Here is a 17,511-nt window from a genome sequence, read left to right on the forward strand (position 1 = left end):
ATAGGGATGACGCACATCGAGTGGCTTAGCTCGGCGTGCTCTCCGGCCGGCGTGCGCATTGGTGTTACCAATCGTCACGCCGGTTTTTCCGTCGGAGACTATGCCAGCGCAAATCTCGGTTTCCATGTTGGGGATGATCCGGAGGCTGTGCGGGCTAATCGGGATTCCTTAACTGCGCTCGTAGGATGTGATATTACCTGGATGAGCCAGGTCCACGGGACCCATATTGCGTCGGCTGATGAGGCTGAGTGGGGGCCATTAGGGTATCTCAGCGTGGGGCAAGCAGACGCGATTATCGTTGCTCCAGGGCAGGCAGGTGCCGTCATGGTTGCAGATTGCGTTCCGCTCGTGATCGCCGATACCCAGGGCAGATACGCAGCAGTGGTGCATGCCGGGCGCCGCGGCTTTGAACAGGGGATTGCTCAGCGAGTTGTTCAGGCCTTACGTGATCGTGGCGTGGCAGAGCTGGAGGCTTATATCGGGCCAGCTATTTGCGGAAAATGCTATGAGCTGCCCGATCAGATGGCACATGAGCTGTGGCGTCAGTTTCCGCATACTCGCGCTATTACGGCACAGGGCAGTGCCGGTATTGATATTCGTTCCGGTCTTGTCGCGCAACTGAGGCAGTGCCAGGTAAGCCGTATTCGTACCAGTAGCGTGTGTACGTATGAATCTACGGATTATTTTTCTCACCGCCGGGCCACGCATCAGGGGCAGGCGACGGGGCGTTTTGCCGTCATTGCAGCATTGAGCTGATGACACACCGGCGATGGTGTGCACTTTTCGGTGTGTTCTCAGTTATTTTGGAGGAAGCCAACGGAAAAGGACACCAGCCATGGGATTTCTTGACAAAATCACGGCAAAAGCAATGCCGCTTGAGGATTCATACGAGGACTACGAGGATTACGCCGAGTATGAGGACGGGGAGTACTACGAGGACGCCTCCGTCTCAACGATTCATCCGGTTACTCAAGCCCCGGAAGTTGCTCGGATCGTTACTGTATGGGTTTCCTCCTATCGCGATGTAAAGGACTTTGCAACGGAGTTCCGCTCCGGTATGCCCGTGATCCTTAACCTCAGTGAAGCTGCTGATGCGGAGCGAACTCGTATCGTTGATTTTGCTGTCGGGTTGTGTTTCGGTTTGCAGGGAGCATTCAGCCGGATTTCTGACGATGTGTTCTTGCTCTCTCCGCATACGGTGAAGATTGACGCACACGGCTCGGAATCGACGCACGATTACGCCTAATCCACTGTGAATTTATGGCTATTCTGGGCATAACTATCTTCTGGATTTGCCAGGTATATACCCTCATTTTGGTCGCTCGCGTCATCTTAGACATCGTTCAAGTGCTGGCGCGCGACTGGTATCCCCGTGGGGTGTTGCTGGTGTTGGCAAATATGGTGTATCGCCTGACGAATCCGCCGTTACGTTTTCTCGGTCGGTTTATCCCGACGTTGAATTTCGGTGGCGTGGGGATCGATTTCGGTTTTCTCGTGTTATTTATTGCTGTTCAGATAGTTCAACAAATGAGTTTGGTGCTGGTGTGAGGATAGAGCTCGGGTCAGATTCTCCGGTGTGAGTTCTGGCACTGACGCAGAAATCCAGCAGGATTACCGCGCACGTTATTGAACTGTGATAAATTGGTGAGGCATTCCGGTTAGATTCGCTGTGCGTCTCGCGCACACGGCATCCTCGCGTAATCTAAGCGGATCGATGCCCACACGGTGAGCATCGACTTTCCAAACGTTATGAGGAGTAGAACATGGCTCAGTTGACCGAGCACGACGTGGTTAATGTCCGCTTCAAGGAGTCAAAGGAATCCGAAGCGGGTTACGACCAGGACGAGGTCGATTACTTCCTCGATGAGGTGGCCGAGACCATCGCCAGCCTCACCGAAGAGAAGCAGTCCTTAGAGGCTCAACTGCAGGCAGCTAATGCCCGCATTACAGAGTTGGAGAACCAGCTTGGCCTCAAGCAGGCTCAGCCCGATCAGGCACAGCCCTCGGATGCTGCATCGACCGCTGCGTTCGCGCCGGTTGCAAGCGGTGATACCTCCGAGGCAGTCAATGCGGCCTCCGTGCTCACCTTGGCTCAGCGCCTGCACGATGAGCATGTCGCCAATGGTAAGGCCGAAGGTGAACGCATTGTCGCGGAAGCTGAGGCTGATCGTACTCGTATCATCACCGAGGCTGAGGATCTGCGGGAGCGGACGATCAACAAGCTCAACGAAGAGAAGGATCTCTTGGAGCGCAAGATCTCCGAACTGCGCGACTTCGAACGCGATTATCGTACCCGTCTGCGCAGCTACCTTGAGCAGTTGCTGCACAACGTCGAAGCACAGAACAACTAATTATTGGTCCGGGAGGAGGGCACCTACGGTGTCCTCCTTCTGGCTATCACGGACTCATGCGAACACGTTTTCTTCCACTTGTTGTGGCTATATTGGTGACAGCTCTCGATCAGCTAACCAAAATTTGGGCGTTACATTCCCTGGCAGATGGCACCGAGATTCCCATTCTTGGGCATGTGTTGTCATTGCGGTTGACGTTCAACTCGGGAGCTGCTTTTTCTGTTGGCGGCTCAGCAACATGGATTATCACTATTATTGGTCTGATCGCGGTAGGCGTCATTCCGGTTCTTATCCGGCGCGCGAATACCGCGATGGCTCTGACCTTGGCTGTAGTGTGGGGCGGCGCCATCGGCAATGTGATTGACCGATTATTCCGTGATCCAGGCGTCGGCGTCGGGCATGTGGTGGACTTTATCAAGTATGGCGATTGGTTTATTGGCAACGTTGCTGATATTGCCCTGGTTGCTGGGTTAGTGCTCGTCGTGGTGTTACAGCTATTAGCACCGACGCAGATTGCGACGCATAATATCGAGCAAGATGATGAGCCGACGAAGGATACCGATACGGCTGCCAAAATACCCAGCAATGCCTCAACTGCTGAGGATACGGCAGCCGAAGAACGTGATGGTGAGCTGGCGCTAACAGATGATACGGCAGACGATGAGATAGCAACGCGCTAGTTGTGTTCTTGCCCCCATTCACATGCTGAGCATTCCAGTGCAGATCGACTGACCTAAGAGCGAAAGGACGTATTTGGTGAAGTTATATATCGTTCCTGATGGCTTTGCCGGTCAGCGAATTGACCTGGTACTTTCGCGGATGTCGGGCTTATCTCGTGCGGTATGTGCGGATCTGATTGCGGCCGATAAAGTGTTCGTTGATACTCGCCCGGTAAAGAGCTCAACGAAAGTTAATGCTGGTGCTTTTGTGGAAGTTGATATGCCGCCAGCACCTAGCACTGCCCCTGTGGTGACGCCAGTTGCGAACCTGGATATTTTGTACGATGACGAAGACATTATCGTCATCAATAAACCGGCTGGGGTTGCCGCGCACGCTTCCCAGAATTTTGATGGCCCAAATGTACTTGGGGCGCTACTTGCCTGTGGTGTACGGCTGACGACCTCTGGCCCGCAAGAGCGTCAGGGGATTGTTCACCGTCTTGATGTCGGCACGACGGGAGCGATGGTCGTTGCCAAATCAGAGCAGGCCTATTCCGTATTAAAGAATGCGTTTCGCGATCGGACGGTCACGAAGATTTACCATGCGCTCGTACAAGGGCAGCCGGATCCCATGTCGGGAACAATTGAAGCGCCGATTGCTCGCGATATGCGTCATCAATGGAAGATGGCGGTTCGAGCTGAGGGCAAACACGCCATTACACATTACGATGTCATTGAGTCACTGGTAGGTGCCTCGCTGTGCGAGATCCATTTGGAAACGGGTCGCACGCATCAGATTCGGGTACACATGTCAGCGATAAAACATCCCTGTGTGGGTGACGATATGTATGGGGCAGATCCGGCGCTCAGCCAACGATTAGGGCTGACCCGCCAATGGTTGCATGCGGTACGGCTGGGATTTTCTCATCCGCGCACCGGCGAATATGTGGAGTTCACCGCACCCTATGCCCAGGATCTCACTTGTGCCTTAGATCAACTGCGTGGTGAGTAATACTGGGTCGAGTGTGCGCTAGCTATTGCTCACCGATCCTCAATAGACTGGAGCTATGGCCAAAAACTTCGCGCATTTGCATGTCCACACGGATTACTCACTTTTGGATGGAGCTGCGAAGATTAGCCAGCTCGTTGCGGAGGTAGCAGCGCAAGGTCAGCCAGCGGTCGCGATCACCGATCACGGGAATATGCATGGCGCGTATGAGCTGTATAAAACCGCAAAAAGCGCTGGTATCAACCCGATTATCGGTATCGAAGCGTATATGACGCCGGGAACATCGCGCAAAGATACCACTGCCGTCTTTTGGGGAACTGAAGATCAGCGCAAAGATGACGTATCGGCTCGCGGTACATATACCCATATCACCCTGCTTGCTGAGAATAACACCGGCATGTACAACCTCTTTAAGATGGCCTCTATTGCCTCCTTAGAGGGGACCTTCCGCAAGGCCGCACGTATTGACCGCGAGCTGATTGACAAGTATCACGAGGGTGTCATTGCAACGGCGGGCTGCCCGTCGGGAGAAGTCCAGACCCGCTTGCGCCTGGGGCAATTTGAGCAGGCATTGGCTGCGGCCGGTGAGTTTCAAGATATTTTCGGCAAGGATAATTATTTCGTCGAAATCATGGATCACGGATTGGATATTGAGCGTCGGGTGCGCAATGATTTGCTCGATATTGCCCGTAAGATCGGTGCTCCGCTAATTGCAACAAACGATTCTCATTACGTCACGCAGGATCAAGCTCGGGTACAAGATGCTATGTTGGCGATTAATTCAAATGCCCGCCTTGATGATCCCGATAGATTCCGATTTGAAGGCACCGGATACTATCTGCGTTCCTCGGAGGATATGTGGAATAGTTTTGGGCATTTAGATGGGGCCTGTGCCAATACGCTCGCGATTGCTGAACGCTGTAACGTCTCTTTTCAAACCACTGCGGACGGCGTTAACTACATGCCGAATTTCCCTGTGCCTGAGGGGGAAGACGAGACGTCCTGGTTCATCCGCGAAGTGGATAATGGCTTGCATCGGATTTATGGCGAGGTCATCCCACAGCCAGTGCGTGATCGGGCTGATTATGAGGTCAGCGTCATCGTCCAGATGGGCTTCCCAGGATATTTCCTCGTCGTGTCGGATTACATTCGGTGGGCGCGCGAACGCGGAATCCGTGTAGGGCCTGGTCGTGGTTCTGGTGCTGGTTCGATGGTGGCTTATGCACTGGGGATTACCCAGCTAGATCCGATCAAACACGGCCTCCTCTTCGAACGATTCTTGAACCCAGAGCGCGTTTCGATGCCGGATTTGGATATTGATTTTGATGAAAGCCGACGCGGGGAAGTCATCGAATACGTCGAAAAGAAATATGGGAAAGATAAAGTCGCCCAGGTGGTCACCTTTGGGACGATCAAAGCTAAGCAGTCTCTCAAGGACGCTGCCCGGGTGCTGGGTCATCCCTATGAGGTCGGCGATAAGCTCACCAAAGCTATGCCGCCGGCAGTGATGGGCACGAACGTCCCGGTCAATGAGCTATTCAATGAAAAACATCCACGTTATGCCGAAGCAGTGGAGATTCGAGAACTCATCCAATCCTCGGAGGCATACCGTTCAGTCTATGAGCTGGCATGTGGTATTGAGGGGATGGTTCGCCAAACCGGCATGCATGCCTGCGCCGTGATTATGTCCTCCAAACCGCTGACGGATGTCATCCCTATTATGATGCGCCAAAAGGATGGAGCGATTCTGACGCAGTTCGAATATCCCGAATGTGAGGAACTCGGACTCATCAAAATGGATTTCTTAGGTCTATCGAACCTGACGACCATTGAAAACACTTTGGAGAACATCCGAGCTAACGGTAAAGAGGCCCCTAATGTTGATACCTTGGCGTTGGATGACCCGCTGACCTATGAACTATTAGGGCGGGGAGATACCTTAGGAATCTTCCAGCTCGATGGATCGGGAATGCGAACCTTGCTCAAGTTGATGAAGATGGATTCCTTTTCCGATATTTCTGCCGTCTCTGCCTTGTATCGCCCGGGCCCAATGGGCGCAAATTCTCATACGAACTATGCCTTACGTAAGAATGGCAAACAAGAAAAGACCCCAATCCATCCAGAGCTAGCTGAAGATCTGGAGGAGATTCTCGGCGAAACGCACGGCTTGATCGTGTATCAAGAACAGGTCATGCGTATTGCCCAGAAACTCGCTGGCTTTACCCTGGGTCAAGCAGATATTTTGCGTAAGGCAATGGGAAAGAAGAAAGCAGACGTCCTGCAAAAGCAATATCAAGCCTTTGCTAATGGCATGCTCAACAACGGATATTCTCAGGATTCCATCGATACCCTGTGGAATATTCTGCTGCCATTCGCGTCGTATGCTTTTAACAAATCTCATTCGGAAGCCTATGCTTTGGTTTCCTATCAAACGGCATATCTGAAAGCCCATTTCCCAGCCGAATTCATGGCGTCACTACTGACGTCGAAGATGTCGGATAAGACGAAAGTAGCTACCTATCTCGCAGAGTGCCGCCACATGGGGATCAACGTGCTGGTGCCGGATGTCAATGAATCAGTGGCAAATTATGCTGCGGTTGGCGAAGATATCCGCGTCGGTTTGAGTGCGGTGCGCAACGTCGGGCAGAACGTGGTCGAGGGCATTATTAGCGCTCGCGAAAAGCATGGGGCGTTTACGTCGTTCCAGGATTTCTTGGATAAAATTCCGCTCAGTGCCTGTAATAAGCGGTCGATTGAATGTCTGGCACGGGCAGGGGCATTTGACTCATTAGGGGAGTGCCGACGCGCTGTGGTTGCCATTGTTGAGCAGGCAGTTGATGCGGTTATGCCAATTAAGCATAAGGAAGCGGCTGGGCAGTTTGATCTGTTTGGTGGTAGCGGTGTCGGAGATGTTGCCGCCCCGACGGTCGCTATGCCGGATCTGCCGGAGTGGCCTAAGCGCGATAAACTCAACTATGAGCGGGAAATGCTGGGGCTGTACGTCTCGGATCATCCGCTTTCTGGTATGGAGGCATTACTTAATCGCCTTGCTGATACGCAGGTGGTGTCGTTATTTGACGCTGATGAGGATCTTAACGGGCGCCAAGTGGCGATTGCTGGTCTGATTACCAATGTGGCAACTCGGATCACACAAAAAACGGGCAAACCCTGGGCCACGGTGACGATTGAGGATATGACTGGCCCTGTGGAAGTGAATTTCTTCCCCAAGACCTACGAACAATTTGCTGCCACGTTGGCCCAGGATCACCTTGCGGTGGTGCAGGCGCGGGTATCGGTGCAAGATGACGAGTCAGTTCGACTCAATGCGTTTGGGGTGTCGATCCCGCAGATTTCCGATATGGATGCGAATACACCGGTGAGTATTGCTTTGGATGAACGGGTGTGCATACCGGAAAAGATGGATCAGCTCGCCGATATTCTTCAGCGCTACCCTGGTGTTACTCCGGTGCATTTGCATGTGCGTCAGGGTAATAAAACGACGGTTTTGGAGCTCTCATCGGATTATGCTGTCACTCCTTCGCCGCCGCTATTTGCTGACGTGAAGGTGTATTTCGGGCGTAACTGCGTGCTTTGATGTCGGGAATGTGTGTACAGCGTCGGGCTGTATGGATTCCCTAGTGCCTTTGGCAGATATTGGCGTGGCGGGTGTCGCTTATATAGCGGTAAGGGCGCGCAGGGGGGGGGACTGCGTTTGCCACGGTTTGTGGGTGCAGGGTGTCAGGGAGAAAAGCTTTATGTTGCTCGGCGTCACCGTGGCTCGGATATAACGGCGAACGAGATCAGGCATGACGAGTGAGTGCTGCTTATCTGCCGTCGGTGCTAGCGGAAATATGCTTTTACCGGCTGCAACGGATTAGGCGGATTAGATCGCTGGGCGGCTGGGCTTTCTTTGAGCGCACATGGTTACAGGCGCTAATGCCAATGGATGGCATGCCAGGGAGCGGGTCTGATTTTGTGCTGGCTGAATGTGCGCGACCCAGCAGGAGCCAACCAGGTATTAACAATAAAATATGGAGATTCGCTGAGCTGCGTGAGATAACAACAAAAAAACCGTGGCAGCATTAACAGCGAGTACGGAGTAGGTAGCGAACGGGTGCGGCGCGGCTTGGAGTAACGGGAATAGGGCGTGCCGGAGTCGTGGGGTATTGGAACGTACCGGCTGTGCGAAATGAGCCACCTTTTACTGCCGTGGAGTAAAAGGTGGGAAGAGATATGGAAATAACTGTGCGAAATGAGCCCTTGAGGTAAACGGCTGGCATTGGGGTAGGGCTTGGAGTAGAAGCAAGGCTGGTGGTGTTTTACCTGGACTTACCTATTCCTGAGCCAGTTAGTTACCTGCCATAGGCAAAGGTTTAATCGGCAAATGCAGACGATGCTCAGTTGCAGGCGCGTACCTGCAAGGTCAGGCGATCAACGCTGACAATATCTCCGTCGGCAAGGTTATGAGAGCGGTGCATCTCCACCTCGCCATTGACTCGAACCAGGCCTTCAGCAATGATTAATCGTGCTTGCCCGCCAGTATCTGCCAGATTCGCAACTTTAAGGAACTGCCCGAGGGTAATCGGGACGCGCACGTCAATCTGCTCCATGTTGTTTCCTTATACTCGGGAATAGCTCGTGTGGATATCAGCATGTGCGCTGTGATCCTCGTGGCGACCACCGCCATAAGAGGGATCGGATTGGGGAACATGCTGGCTGCACTGGGCGCATAGCCCATAAAGCTCAAGATCGTGGGCAATCGCAGTAAAGCCGTGTTCTTGAGCGATGGTATGAGTGAGCTCTTCGAATGCCTCCATAGATACTTCCACGGTTCGCCCGCAGGAACGGCAGACGAGATGGTGGTGATGACCGCCATCCTCGCAGTAGCGATACAGCAAAATATCGCTACCTTCTTTGCGCAGGACGTCAACAACTCGGCTTTCGGCCATGGCCTGTAGGTTGCGATAGACGGTTGCCAATCCAATACTCGCTCCGCGCTGTTGGAGCAGTGCGTGAATATCCTGGGCAGAAAGAAAATCTTCCCGCTCGCGAAGTAATTCACGAATTGCTGTGCGCTGTTGCGTCATCCTCATACCGGCCTCCCACACAGATATTACCGCACCTCAGGCGATACGGGGGAGTTGTCGGATGGCTGAACCGTCACGTCAGGTGTGATATGCGGGTGCGGATGGTGATGAATGTGCGCTCCTGAACCATGCCGTAACCATAGTGGGCGGCTCAGCGTTGCCAGGGCGTAGATGATGACGGCGAGAACGACGATAGTTGCCCCTGGTGACCACGGCTTGATGTAGGTAATGACTAGCCCGCTTTCAGCAACTATCACGCCTACGACCATCGCAATATGCATAGTGCTCTTAAAGGAATGAGTGACCGTCTGTGCGATTGCGACCGGAATAATCATTAACGCGCTGACCAGTAGCGCGCCCACAATACGCAAGGCCAAGGAAACTGTTAACGCAGCGGTGACGGAGATAAGGACGGATAGTAGCTGTGTGGGAATACCGCACGAGCGGGCGTATTCTTCGTCATGGCACAAGGTAAATAAGACGGGTCGCAGACCGATGCCAATAAGCAAAATGATGACGGCGAGAACGATCGTAACGTAGGTATCGCTTTGAGTTACGGTGGAAATCGAGCCGAAGAGGTAGGCGTTGAGGTTGGCGGTGGTGCCACCGGCCATTCCGATGAGGAGGACGCCACCGGCGATTCCGCCGTAGAACAAAATAGCCAGAGCGACATCGCCGGATGCATGCCCGCGAGCGCGCATCCATTCGATGAGCAGGGCCCCGCACACTGAGGCCAGGATCGCACCAGGGATCGCCCAGGCGTCGCGCGAAGACGCATCGGCGGCGGAGGCAGCAAGCCACCCGCAGGCCACGCCGGTGAGGGCAACGTGCCCGATTCCGTCACCGAGTAAGGTCAGCCGACGTTGGACGAGATAAGTGCCGACGACTGGGGCGGATAACCCGACCAGGAACGCAACGATGAGGGCGCGTTGCATGAGGGGCGAGTGCAGCATGTCGATAAGCATTACAGCAGTCCTCTTTCCTGTGAGATATGCATATCCTGCCGAGGATCGCTGTGAGGGTGGAGATGGTCGTGGCCTGGATGGTTATGCCCGGTGCGTCCAGCGATTCGACTCAGATCGCTGGTGTGCTCTAGGACGCGCCCGGCGTCAAGTACCAGCGCTTCATGGAGTAAAGCGAGGTGTTCTTGAATTTCGTGCAGTACGAGGACGATTGTGGTTCCGCGTTCTTGTTCGCGGTGTAAGACGCGACGGATTGACTCGCGTGAGGTGTCATCAACACCAGCGAATGGTTCGTCGAGAATAAGAAGATCGGGTTTGCGCACGAGGGCGCGAGCGGTGAGGATTCGTTGTTGCTGCCCACCGGAGAAGGTGTGTACCGCATCTGTGGCGCGGTGGGCTAGGCCAACCATATCGAGGGCTTCGAGAGCTTGGGTGCGAGCGCCGCGGCCAGGGCGCATGCGGCGTCCATAGATAAGACCAGCCATAACAGTTTCCAAAGCGGTGGCAGGCACGCCAGAGGTGGCAGTAATGCGTTGTGGGGCGTACCCAATGTTGGCCCAGGGGAGGCGCGAGCGTTGGGTGATGTCGTGGCCGAGGAGGCGGATGGTTCCGTGGCTCGTGGGGATAATACCTACGAGGGCGCGGATGAGAGTGGATTTGCCTGAGCCATTGGACCCCAATACAGCCAGTGTGCGTCCAGTCGCTAGTTCGAAGTCAACCCCGCGGAGGATATGTGCGGCTCCGATGTGGACGTGAACGCCACTGGTCTGTATTGCGTGAGTCACGGATTATTCCTTAGTGTTCGAGAAAGGCTTACTTCTGGCAGCCCATAGAGTTTTGCAGCAGTTCAATATTATGGGACATAACTGCAATGTAATCCTTTGAAGGGTCACGTTGGCTCTCTAGTGCGTCCAGGATTTCTACTTTAACTCCTGCTTCGTCGGCAATGGCTTTGGCGGCTTTCATTTCGCCGTCGGTGGCAGCAAAGATGGTGTCAATCTTGTGTGCTTTCGCTAAGTCGCTGATTTCGCGTACTCGAGCTGGTGATGGCTCACTTTCTGGGTCAAAACCAGAGATACCAATTTGGGTCAGTTTTGCTTGGACTGCGAGATATGAAAATGCTTGGTGAGAAACGACGAAAGCATTGGTGCGGCACTGGCTGGGAGTGATCTTTGCAATGTCTGCAGAGAGCTTGGAGAGCTTGTCTTTGACGCTGGCCAGGTTCTTTTCGTAGTCAGCCTTGTGATCGGGATCGAGTTTAACGAGCTCTTGAGTTACTGTGTCAGCGGCACGTGCCATACGGGATGGGTCGGTCCAAAAATGCGGATCGCGAGTCCCGTGGTCGTGACCATCGTGGTCATGGTCGCTGTGTTCGTCATGCTTGTCTTGGGTGGCATCGGCAGAGTCGTGGTCGTGGCTGCCGGATTCTTTTTCGGCGCTGTCTTTGTCATGGTCGTGGTCGCCATGTTCATCGGTGCTGCCGGCTGCATGATCGTGTTCGTGATCGTGTTCGTCAGTAGCCTGTGCACCAGTAGCCTGTGCGCCAGTAGCCTGTGCGCCAGTAGCCTGTGCGCCAGTAGCTTTCGTAATCTCGGTGTATTCCAGTAAATTCACGGAATCGCCGATGTTGACGGCGTTCTTCACGCCGGAGCTTTCTACCGCGTCGTCAATGGCGTGAGAGAGCTTGGCAACATAGAAAATCAGATCTGCTTTCTGCATATCAGCTATTTCGCGGGGAGATAGCTCAAGATCGTGGGCGTCGGATCCGGGTGGGGTGAGATCGGTGACGGTGACGTGTTCTCCGCCGATTTGCGTTACCAAGTAGGCGAGCGGGTAGAACGAGGTGGTCACCGCCAAGGTCCCCGATGCGGAGGAACTACCGGATTCTGACGATGAGGTGGTATCGGAGCAGCCAGCTAGGGCGAGAAGCGCGCCGGCTGCCAGGGCACAGTACTTCTTAATGTTCATGAGAATCATTCTTGTCTAGTGGGGGTAATACCGTCAATTTCAGGCCTGCTTAGTTCGGAGTTTGTGATGGTATGCACTGTTATCGGTCTGGGGCGGAGCGTGACCGCAGTGCGCAATCTTTCGTAGAATTAACGGAGGTAGAGCCTGCATCATCCAGATGTGGGCGGCAATCAAAGGAGCAATCGCAGTGGCCAAGCCGGCACCTTCGCGTCTGGATAATGTTATCTCTCTCGCCAAACGGCGTGGATTTGTATTCCCGTCGGGAGAAATCTACGGTGGGACGCGCTCGGCGTGGGATTATGGTCCACTCGGCGTGGAACTGAAAGAAAATATCAAACGGCAGTGGTGGCGGCGCAATGTACAGTCGCGTGCGGATGTCGTCGGTATTGATTCCTCGGTCATCCTTCCCCGAGCGATCTGGGAAGCCTCAGGGCATGTTGCCACCTTTACTGATCCGCTGATTGAATGTCTGGCTTGCCATAAGCGATTGCGAGAAGATGAACTTATTGAGCACTATGCTGCCAAGCAGGGCATCGATGAATCGCAGGTGGATAAAACCCAGTTGCCATGCCCAAGCTGTGGCAATCGTGGTCAATGGACCGAACCCAAAGCCTTCTCTGGCTTATTAAAGACCTTCCTTGGTCCGGTTGATGATGAGAGCGGATTGCATTACCTGCGCCCAGAAACAGCGCAAGGTATCTTCGTGAATTTTGCTAACGTCATGTCCTGCGCTCGTATGAAGCCACCTTTTGGTATTGCCCAGGTGGGAAAGAGCTTCCGTAACGAAATCACTCCCGGCAATTTCATTTTCCGTACCCGAGAATTTGAACAAATGGAGATTGAGTTCTTCGTCGTTCCAGGCACTGACGAGCAGTGGCACCAGGCGTGGATTGACGAGCGCCTGGCGTGGTACACCGATTTAGGAATTAACCCGGATAACCTGCGAGTTTATGAGCATCCGAAAGAGAAACTTTCGCATTATTCCAAGCGCACCGTTGATCTGGAATATCGCTTTGGGTTCCAAGGTAGCCAATGGGGTGAGCTGGAAGGCATTGCAAATCGTACAGATTTCGATTTAACGTCCCATATTGAGGCCTCTGGAAAGCGGTTGGAGTACTTCGATCAGGCCAGTGGTGAACGTTTCGTTCCCTACGTGATTGAGCCTTCCGCCGGTCTGACCCGCTCCTTGATGGCTTTCCTCGTTGAGGCGTATGCGGAAGATGAGGCGCCAAATACGAAGGGCGGCGTCGATAAGCGCACGGTGCTTAAGCTGGATCCGCGGCTAGCTCCCGTCAAAGCGGCAGTGCTTCCGCTATCGCGCTCTGAGCAGCTTTCCCCGTTGGCTAAAGATTTAGCTGCGGCTTTGCGTCAGAATTGGAATGTTGGATTTGATGACGCAGGTGCGGTGGGGCGTCGATACCGTCGGCAAGACGAAATCGGCACGCCATTCTGTATCACTGTCGATTTTGACTCTTTGGAAGATAACGCGGTAACGATTCGTGATCGCGATTCAATGGAGCAGATCCGAATTCCGATTGATGACGTGGAGAGCTACCTCGCTGGTAAATTGGTCGGCTGCTAGTGAATCAGGCGGCGGATACGGTTTCCGAGGGCCTGGGCACCTCTGGTTCTGAGCGTGACTGCGAGCAGGTGCCCCCGCACAGCCATAACCATAATGCTCGGCTGAATTTGACGCCGGCAGATCGCCGCCGGGTGCGAATCGTTTTAGCGGCGATAGTTATTCCGGTGGCTGTGGCAACCTTAATCGGCTGCCTATTGTTATGGCCTAGCGCCGAACGCCCAGCAGTGCACACCCCGCTGACCAGCGGCAGCATTGTTCACGGGCAGATTGCCGAAGTTGGCGGAGTAGATAAACTCGGCAATACATCTGTGACGATGACGCTTGACGATAAGGGCGTCACTGTTCCGCTGCACGTCCCGTTTGATATTGTCTCGAACGGTCTAGAGCCAGGAGATCGCGTCAGTGCTATTTTCAATGCGGCCGCGATAGATTCAGGAACCCCGTATATCTTTGTCGATTTTGAGCGGGGAATACCGCTGGCGGCCCTGGCGGCGCTGTATGTTCTCGTTGTTGCCCTGGTTGCGCGCCGTAAAGGCCTGGCTGCAATTTTGGGATTAGCTGCGTCTCTCGCCGTGGTCGCATTCTTCATGCTGCCAGCGTTGATTCTGGGTAAACCGCCAATATTAGTGGTCATCGTCGGTGCCGGTGCGATGATGTTTTTCTCTATTTACTGCGCACACGGTATCTCGATTCGCACAACGACAGCCGTCATTGGCACGCTGTGCGGATTAGTTATTACCGGAATCCTTGCGGGGGTGTGCGTGCGTTGGGCAAATCTCACTGGAACGCTTTCCGACGGGGCTGTTTCGCTCTATGGACAACTGGGATATTTGCAGATGAACCATATCCTGGTGTGCGGCATTATTCTGGCCGGTTTAGGCGCGCTCAATGACGTCACTATCTCGCAAGTATCAGCGGTATGGGAGCTACATGGGGCGAATCCGTCGGCATCCCGTTTCACAATTTTCCGTCAGGCTATGACGATTGGCCGCGACCATATTGCCTCAACGGTTTACACTCTGGCATTCGCCTACGTCGGATCGGCGTTACCGCTGCTAATGAGCGCGGCGATGATTGAACGTGGGTTCTTAGATCTAATGGTTGTTGGCGAGATCGCTGAGGAGATCGTCCGCACTCTCGTTCCATCAATTGGCCTTGTGCTCGCTATCCCGATGACAACGGCTATCGCGACGCGACTCGCTCCAGTTGCCCCGACGCGAGGAGCTAATCAATGATGCCTTTCCCCGTCGCCCCAGCGCGGATAGAACGTGACTACGACGGTGATAACCGCCTAGTGCAAAAGATGACCGGCTGGATCCACTCATCCCAACCGACTACGAATTCCGCTTTCGATGATCGCTATTGCCAAAGGGCAGCGCAATATCCGCCTAGCAAAGCAGGCGAGACCAAAGCTGGAACGCTTCGCATTGGCGCCTTAGAGCTGGGAACCCCGATTGTGCTTGCCCCAATGGCTGGGGTGACGAATCCGCCTTTCCGGCAGATGTGCCGGCTCAGTGCGGCAGCGGCGGCAGCCGAGTTAGGGCACCCCAAACACAATGATGATCGCGCGGGAACGTATGCCTGTGATGGTTTGTATATCTGCGAAATGATTACTGCCCGTGCGCTAGTGGAACGCTCCCCGGAAAGCCTGCGAATGATTGAGCCTGATATTGGTGATCCGGTGCGTTCGATCCAGCTCTACGGGGTTGAACCGCGCAGTATTGCCAATGCGGTGGAACTGCTTATCGCTCACGGCTGGGCAGATCACATTGATCTGAACTTCGGCTGCCCAGTACCGAAAGTGACTCGTAAAGGGGGCGGGGCGGCGCTACCGTGGAAACACGATCTATTTTCCGCTATTGTGCGGGCGGCAGTTCGGGCGGCGCAACGCGCAAGTGGCGGGCGTGTTCCCGTCACTGCCAAGTTTCGTATCGGGATCGATCACGAGCATGAGACTTTCCGCGATGTGGCGCGAATGTGCGAGGACGCAGGTATTGCGGCATTGACGCTACATGCGAGAACTTTAACGCAGCATTATTCCGGGCAGGCAGATTGGTCGCGGATTGCTGAACTGGTGGCATACACGCAACTGCCGGTCTTTGGTAATGGCGATATTTTTGAGGCTGCTGACGCTCGTGACATGCTTGCGCAAACCGGAGCCGCAGGTGTGGTGGTTGGGCGTGGTTGCCAGGGGCGTCCGTGGCTGTTCTATGACCTATACGCGGACTATCACGGATCCTCCCGTCGGGCACGCCCAACTCTGCGTGATGTATCGGCGATTATTGAGCAGCATGCCCACCTCCTTGTTGAGCATTTTCATGACGAAGATCGGGCAATGCGCGAGATGCGCAAACATGTTGGATGGTATTTGCGTGGCTTTTCCGTCGGGGGTGCGGCGCGCCACGATTTAGCGCTTATTTCCAGTCGGGAAGAGCTGCATGAACGTTTGGCAGCGCTTGAGGATCAGCCCTATCCGAGTGCCGCGGAAGGCAAACGCGGGCGCAGTGGCGGGGAAAAACGAGCCCATCTGCCAGAGGGATGGTTGAGTTCGCACGAACTGAGTGAGGAACATCAACGGGCCTTACGGGAGGCTGAGATAAACGTTTCTGGCGGATAGCCCTCTGTGGGGAGGAGTAAAAACGGCGATCAGAACCGACGCAAGGGATTGGATTCTATTAGCTGCACTGTGATCACTAAAGACTGGCAAAGATGACGCCCGAAGCATTGTTAGTAAGAAGCTAACCGGCGTGTGGCGTTTGCGCGCGCAAACCTGCCAAGCGCTACGGCAGGCGAGAATAGGATGTTTTGCCAGTAGGATTTTTGGTGCTTTACTGGTCGCGTCGCCGCCAGGCAACTTCGCCAGGGGGAATGACTAAATCGTTGCCCACTTGCGGTAGCGCAATCATGGATGAGACGAGAACTCGTCCGTCGTTGGGCACATGATAGTCATACGGGCCGAAATTGATCAGCATGTCAACGGGATCAGTGATGAGCCAGATAAAACCGTCATCCGCCTGGCTATCATCAATGAGCATATTTGCCCGATATAGGTTGAGAGAATGACGAATCCGCAGCGCATGACGGGTAGAGGGTGAGTAGCCTTCGACGTGCTCATGGAAGTGTAAAATTCCTGGCAAGAAACAGCGCATGAGTAAGGTTGCTGAGGCGCTGAGCCGGCCTCCCGTAAGGTTGTATAGCCCCCCGGAACAATTCCACGATGGCAAGGCCCCAACCGCATCGGAGAGGGCAATTGCTTCAAAGAGTCGATCAGATAAAGATCGCGCATGAATTGACGGGGCATTGGTGACTTCGTAGCGCAAAACGTGAACATAATCCTCAAGGGCATGGGCAGTGATTGCTTCGAGGCTGGGGCCGCGCAAGAAGAGCGAAACGATAGCGTCGGGATTAATTCCTTGTATTTCTGCCTGTAAAAGATGTAAAGCCTGATGTTGGGCAAATTCGTGGTTTTGTGGTTGCGTTAAGTCAATCTCGCCCAGGTCAACACCGACTGCTCCGCGAGAGATCCACTCGTTGAGGATGTCGTGACGCTGGGAAGAAGTGACGTGATCCGGAGTATTTGAGTCAGAGTCTGTTACCGGAATATGAACCAAGATACGCACCCCGCGCTGTTGCGCTTTTTCCATGACCGCGGCACAGTAATGAGGGTCTGCGTCGGTGCACACCGCCGGGAAAGTGAAAACCTGTATTCCTAACCGAGTTTGCGCGCGGATAATATCAATCGCGGCCTGCATGGTAGGGACTTCATGGGGCTGAACGTGATACCACACGTGATGATCAAAACCGGGAAAGGAAAAGGACGGCGCACGATATAGCTGCGTCGTCGATGTGGATCTGAGATGATCTACTGGCAATTCCATATGCCCTATTGTGCC

General features: G+C 54.1%; 16 protein-coding genes. 10 read left to right on the forward strand and 6 right to left on the reverse strand.

What is annotated here, in order from left to right; translation table 11 throughout:
* Window positions 1-6 precede the first annotated feature (6 nt).
* The 7 genes from ACLHIL_RS01635 to dnaE all read left to right on the forward strand — a co-directional run bounded on the left by ACLHIL_RS01635 (window position 7) and on the right by dnaE (window position 7,614).
* Complete coding sequence (locus ACLHIL_RS01635) at window positions 7-756, forward strand: polyphenol oxidase family protein (RefSeq protein ID WP_411296170.1); 750 nt, start codon at window positions 7-9, stop codon at window positions 754-756.
* Window positions 757-835: 79 nt separating this feature from the next.
* Complete coding sequence (locus ACLHIL_RS01640) at window positions 836-1,246, forward strand: cell division protein SepF (RefSeq protein WP_411296172.1); 411 nt, start codon at window positions 836-838, stop codon at window positions 1,244-1,246.
* 14 nt (window positions 1,247-1,260) lie between these two features.
* Window positions 1,261-1,548: a YggT family protein gene (locus ACLHIL_RS01645; protein ID WP_411296173.1), complete on the forward strand. Its 288-nt coding sequence runs from the start codon at window positions 1,261-1,263 to the stop codon at window positions 1,546-1,548.
* A 215-nt stretch (window positions 1,549-1,763) separates the two neighbouring features.
* The gene (locus tag ACLHIL_RS01650; protein ID WP_411296175.1) at window positions 1,764-2,351 is read left to right on the forward strand and encodes a DivIVA domain-containing protein; all 588 of its coding nucleotides are present in this window, start codon (window positions 1,764-1,766) and stop codon (window positions 2,349-2,351) included.
* 56 nt (window positions 2,352-2,407) lie between these two features.
* Window positions 2,408-3,031: a signal peptidase II gene (lspA, locus tag ACLHIL_RS01655; RefSeq protein ID WP_411296177.1), complete on the forward strand. Its 624-nt coding sequence runs from the start codon at window positions 2,408-2,410 to the stop codon at window positions 3,029-3,031.
* Window positions 3,032-3,107: 76 nt separating this feature from the next.
* Window positions 3,108-4,022: an RluA family pseudouridine synthase gene (locus ACLHIL_RS01660; RefSeq protein WP_411296179.1), complete on the forward strand. Its 915-nt coding sequence runs from the start codon at window positions 3,108-3,110 to the stop codon at window positions 4,020-4,022.
* 55 nt (window positions 4,023-4,077) lie between these two features.
* Window positions 4,078-7,614, forward strand: coding sequence for a DNA polymerase III subunit alpha (gene dnaE, locus ACLHIL_RS01665; protein WP_411296180.1), 3,537 nt, complete (start codon window positions 4,078-4,080; stop codon window positions 7,612-7,614).
* Between the two features lie 802 nt (window positions 7,615-8,416).
* On the opposite strand, the gene ACLHIL_RS01670 is transcribed toward dnaE, so the two are convergent.
* Genes ACLHIL_RS01670 through ACLHIL_RS01690 form a run of 5 tightly spaced genes read right to left on the reverse strand, consistent with a single transcriptional unit; the run spans window position 8,417 to window position 12,036 of the window.
* On the reverse strand, window positions 8,417-8,629 hold the full coding sequence (locus tag ACLHIL_RS01670; RefSeq protein ID WP_411296181.1) for an RNA-binding S4 domain-containing protein: 213 nt from the start codon (window positions 8,627-8,629) through the stop codon (window positions 8,417-8,419).
* A gap of 9 nt (window positions 8,630-8,638) precedes the next feature.
* Window positions 8,639-9,112 (reverse strand): Fur family transcriptional regulator, encoded by a 474-nt coding sequence (locus ACLHIL_RS01675; protein WP_411296182.1) that lies wholly within the window; start codon window positions 9,110-9,112, stop codon window positions 8,639-8,641.
* A gap of 20 nt (window positions 9,113-9,132) precedes the next feature.
* Window positions 9,133-10,071 (reverse strand): metal ABC transporter permease, encoded by a 939-nt coding sequence (locus ACLHIL_RS01680; protein WP_411296184.1) that lies wholly within the window; start codon window positions 10,069-10,071, stop codon window positions 9,133-9,135.
* Window positions 10,071-10,853 carry a metal ABC transporter ATP-binding protein gene (locus ACLHIL_RS01685; RefSeq protein ID WP_411296185.1) on the reverse strand — a complete coding sequence of 261 codons (783 nt, stop codon included), beginning with the start codon at window positions 10,851-10,853 and terminating at the stop codon, window positions 10,071-10,073. The genes ACLHIL_RS01680 and ACLHIL_RS01685 overlap by 1 nt, the downstream gene beginning before the upstream one ends.
* Window positions 10,854-10,881: 28 nt before the next feature.
* Window positions 10,882-12,036 (reverse strand): metal ABC transporter substrate-binding protein, encoded by a 1,155-nt coding sequence (locus ACLHIL_RS01690; protein ID WP_411296187.1) that lies wholly within the window; start codon window positions 12,034-12,036, stop codon window positions 10,882-10,884.
* Window positions 12,037-12,193: 157 nt separating this feature from the next.
* Between ACLHIL_RS01690 and ACLHIL_RS01695 the strand changes: the two genes are divergently transcribed.
* Genes ACLHIL_RS01695 through dusB form a run of 3 tightly spaced genes read left to right on the forward strand, consistent with a single transcriptional unit; the run spans window position 12,194 to window position 16,235 of the window.
* Window positions 12,194-13,618: a glycine--tRNA ligase gene (locus tag ACLHIL_RS01695; RefSeq protein ID WP_411296188.1), complete on the forward strand. Its 1,425-nt coding sequence runs from the start codon at window positions 12,194-12,196 to the stop codon at window positions 13,616-13,618.
* Entirely contained in the window at window positions 13,618-14,853 is a 1,236-nt protein-coding gene (locus ACLHIL_RS01700) for a YibE/F family protein (RefSeq protein ID WP_411296189.1), read from the forward strand. The genes ACLHIL_RS01695 and ACLHIL_RS01700 overlap by 1 nt, the downstream gene beginning before the upstream one ends.
* Window positions 14,850-16,235 (forward strand): tRNA dihydrouridine synthase DusB, encoded by a 1,386-nt coding sequence (dusB, locus tag ACLHIL_RS01705; protein ID WP_411296190.1) that lies wholly within the window; start codon window positions 14,850-14,852, stop codon window positions 16,233-16,235. The genes ACLHIL_RS01700 and dusB overlap by 4 nt, the downstream gene beginning before the upstream one ends.
* Window positions 16,236-16,446: 211 nt before the next feature.
* Here dusB and ACLHIL_RS01710 read toward each other — a convergent pair whose 3' ends face one another.
* Complete coding sequence (locus tag ACLHIL_RS01710) at window positions 16,447-17,496, reverse strand: hypothetical protein (protein ID WP_411296191.1); 1,050 nt, start codon at window positions 17,494-17,496, stop codon at window positions 16,447-16,449.
* Window positions 17,497-17,511: the final 15 nt, after the last annotated feature.

The organism is Trueperella sp. LYQ143, assembly GCF_046599595.1.
In the GTDB taxonomy this organism is placed as follows: domain Bacteria; phylum Actinomycetota; class Actinomycetes; order Actinomycetales; family Actinomycetaceae; genus Trueperella.